This window comes from Catenibacterium sp. UBA627, from assembly GCF_002299355.1.
GTDB classification, from domain to species: domain Bacteria; phylum Bacillota_I; class Bacilli_A; order Erysipelotrichales; family Coprobacillaceae; genus Catenibacterium; species Catenibacterium mitsuoka.
In genome coordinates this window covers 1-3,729 of the sequence record NZ_DBPF01000107.1, presented here as the reverse complement: position 1 = coordinate 3,729, position 3,729 = coordinate 1, and the positions used below count along the sequence as shown (strand labels likewise).

The window sequence follows — 3,729 nt, the reverse complement described above, 5'->3', positions numbered from 1 at the left end:
AGGTCTTAGCCCGTATTCTTATTCAATACAGTCTACATAAAGTTTTGCCTGATTACGTCCTACACGAGGATCTACACTTGTTTTCTTTGCTTCTATAACAGCAATAATCTTTCCTGTTCTTCCACGTAATATATAATCCACAAAACCTACTTGAGACTCTGTTGGAATATAATGAACAGGACATTCTTCCTCTACATTTGTATCAAAATCCCATCCTGCTTCCTTCAGCATGAAATCAATATAAAGCTGTCTTGTCCTCCATTCAGGAATCTTATTCACATAACATATTTAACAGCTTTATCTTCTTTTCTCTTAGCTGCCCCTTGTCTTCTTAATTTCTCATTTTCAGCAACTAATCGAGCCAGTTCTTCTTTTTGTTTTTCTTCTTTTTCTTTCTGTTTATTAAGAATATCTCTTACCTGTTCTTTTAGATCCTTATTCACAAACATATGTGTTTGATCAGGTAACTTAGTAGGATCAAATTCAGGTAATTGTTGTTGATAATCTACTCCATAAGAATAGTTCATCCAGTTAACAAGTCTATAGAGATTATTTAAAGCAAGAACTGCTTCTTCTCTTTTTACTTTTCTACTTGTATGTACTGCAAAATTTTCTAAAGTAATAACATATCTAATTCCTTCATAGATTTCTGTTGGAATAATTTGTTTAAATGTATATTCATTGACTAAAGCACTTAGATTATCTCTATAAGGCATCTGTAAGTCTATGTCATTCTTATACATGTAATGTATGCTTGTTCTAATGCACGTCTTGTAAGTATTGCACAGTTAGCAGGTGATACCATTAATCCTTTTTCTGCTTCTATACATGTAAAAGCAAAGTCCTGGAATTCTGTTTTGTTTTTTAAAAAAGTAAAGTTCAACAGTATCATCCCTTCTTGTTTCTATTATATCCTAAAAAAGAACTTTATTGGGAATAAAAGATGAATGAATTATTGGTATTACTTGAAAAGTCTGAAGAGGATATTAGAAATGGTAGAGTAGCACCTATAGAGGATACTTTTAGAGAACTAAGAGATATGTTAGGTAGCAGTCATTAGCAGCTAAAGCTGCTTTTTTAGTGGTTAAAAGATTAAGGATCTTATGAGGAATAGTGAGCGGTTACTGAGAAGCCTTGTTTTTGATGGCTTCTAACAGTTTTCTAACCTTCTTAGAATTCTGATAACTTAAAGTGAAGCTCTTATTTATTTTTCTGAGCAGTTCTTTAGATAAATCAGGATTTATAGAGAACTTCCCTTCTCAATTATTCACCCTATCAAGCCACAAACTTTCTATATGATTCCTTTACATTATTCTGATTAACCATAGCATAATGCATAGTCGTATCTATCTGTGAATGACCCAATAAACTCTGTACCTGTTCAATAGGCATTCCCTTATCTATAGCTCTAGTAGCTACTGTTCTTCTAAACTTATGAGGATGTACTCTATGAATACCTAAACGTCTACCTAAATTCCTTAATCTTATCTCTACACCACTAATCTGTAACCTATTAAGTGTATTTTTATTCTTGCATCAAAGTATACAGGTCTTTCTTTATTACCCTTACCAAATACAACACATTCTCTATTCTCAAAATCGATATCTTCTATATTGATATTCACTAGTTCTCCTACTCTCATACCTGTAGAAGCCAACAAATCAATAATAGCCAAGTCTCTTAAATTATCACAACTATCCCTTAAACACTCTAAAGACTCATCCGATAAAGTTTCTTTAATCACCTTATCTGTCTTTATTTTATGAATTCTCTTCATAGGACTCTTAAGAATATAGTTTTCTTCTTCTAGCCAAGAGAAGAAGCTACTTAGATTTCTTCTAATATTATCAATACTTACCTTAGAACAATTGTTTATCTTCTGATAATCAGTAAGATATGTTCTTAAATGATCTGTAGTCATATGTGTAAAATGTATATCTGTTCTATTCTCCAACATCACTAAAGTAGACTTATAGTATTGAGTTGTTCTTTTTGAATATCCTTCTATCTCTTTAGATGCAATAAACTTATCCATGAGTTCCACAATAGAATATTCAAATATATCCTGAATAATATCTTCTTGCATAATAAAAGTTACGTTATCCAGACAAGACTTTAATGTTCTATGTAACATTTCCATCTGTGCATTGTCTAGATAATGTAACAATTTCTGTTCAATTTCTTTAATAGTGGTTTCTTTTATGTTGATAACCTCCGTTACCAACATCATCTACACCCTATTAAACAAATTTATTCAATTATATTAACCAAAATACTCTTGCATTAAGCTATCGAATAGTTCTTGTGATGCTTCTAATGACTTCTGTATTCGATGCCTTGATTTATCGATTTCTTCTACGAATGATGCGAACTGGTTCTGGAGTTCTAGAGGGGGAATCATAATTTCTAAAGATTCCAATTGTTGCTTATTTATCGCCTCTCTTGTAGCACCACTTTTAGCTATCTGTAATAATTTACCTTGATAGTTTTCATTCACTAATAATCCTTGTAAAAATATAGGATTTATTTTTTCTCTACAACGTAAAATACAAACATGTTGGTTAACTCTTGCTGGCAAAACATCTGAAGGTACAACACAACATCTCGCAACTGATGCACCAGTTATATTAAATAATAAATCATCATGCTCTACCACTACATTGTTTAACTTTTCTGCTTGATCTAACTTTATATGTGCTAAGTCCTTATACTCAAAATATGCATTATGAACATTCATGCTTCTTATCAAAGAGATACCTTCATCGATATAAGATTCTTTACCTCCTCTAGGAGTTGAGCCAGAACCTATCTTAGTACAAATATCCTTAAGAACATCAGTATTCCACAACATATCGTTTTTAACTGGATCCCCAAACATCTCCACAAATCGGGCTTTAATTAGCTCGTCCAATAATTTAATTTCACCATTATACTTATCAAGCAGCGATTCTACTTTAGATAATTTCTCAACTATATCATTTTGTTCTTTAAGTGAAACAAGTGGCATATTCATTTTCTTCAAATGACTCGGTCCAAAATTTAGCTGAGCTGATCCAGTAATAAATTTTGACAATTGTTGTTTGAAATGAATAGACTTCAAATAATACATAAAATACTTGATATTTAGTCTCTTACTGTCAATCACTTTAAATCTAATTGTACTAGTATTCATGCATAAAGGAAGCATGCTACTATCAACAAATCCCATTTTTCTATCAAAATATTCTACTTTAATCCCTGAACTAGCTATTATAAAATCTCCATCATCACATAAAAAATGTTTATACCTACCATAAGCTTCATCTTCAGAAATATATCTATCTGATGTAGACAAATCTACTTTTCCATTAACTAAATTAGCAACATTTAATAACTTAACGCCACTTTGAGTATATTGTGTATTTCGAACTCCTGGTCCTTCTTGAAAAAATAATAAGTCTGATATTTTAATCCATTCTTTCACCATAACTCTATAAATGCAGATTTATCACCCACATTTAGCTGCCACTCAAAATGTGATTAAATATACTCACATCGAGATAATGTAAGTTCTCACGAACATTACTTACTATGTCATCGTGTATGCTTTGGATTGACAAAAATCATATCTACTCACAAGTTCTTGTACACTCCATAGTCGTAAATTCCCGAAATAGCCTTCGGTACATACCTACGCTTGCGTTTATTTATGCAACTTCGTAAGTTGTAGCATCTCTCAGATTAGTAGC

At 31.6% G+C, this 3,729-nt stretch carries 3 protein-coding genes and 1 pseudogene; all 4 read right to left on the bottom strand.

The window, feature by feature from the left end; genetic code table 11:
* Positions 1-18: 18 nt before the first annotated feature.
* Positions 19-279, bottom strand: coding sequence for a hypothetical protein (locus tag B2S90_RS06905; protein WP_286696773.1), 261 nt, complete (start codon positions 277-279; stop codon positions 19-21).
* Positions 276-743, bottom strand: coding sequence for a hypothetical protein (locus B2S90_RS06900; protein WP_286696772.1), 468 nt, complete (start codon positions 741-743; stop codon positions 276-278). Before B2S90_RS06900 ends, B2S90_RS06905 begins: the two co-directional genes overlap by 4 nt.
* 532 nt (positions 744-1,275) lie before the next feature.
* A pseudogene (locus B2S90_RS06895) lies at positions 1,276-2,204 on the bottom strand (tyrosine-type recombinase/integrase).
* 60 nt (positions 2,205-2,264) lie between these two features.
* Entirely contained in the window at positions 2,265-3,467 is a 1,203-nt protein-coding gene (locus B2S90_RS06890; RefSeq protein WP_286696771.1) for a restriction endonuclease subunit S, read from the bottom strand.
* Between the last annotated feature and the right edge of the window lie 262 nt (positions 3,468-3,729).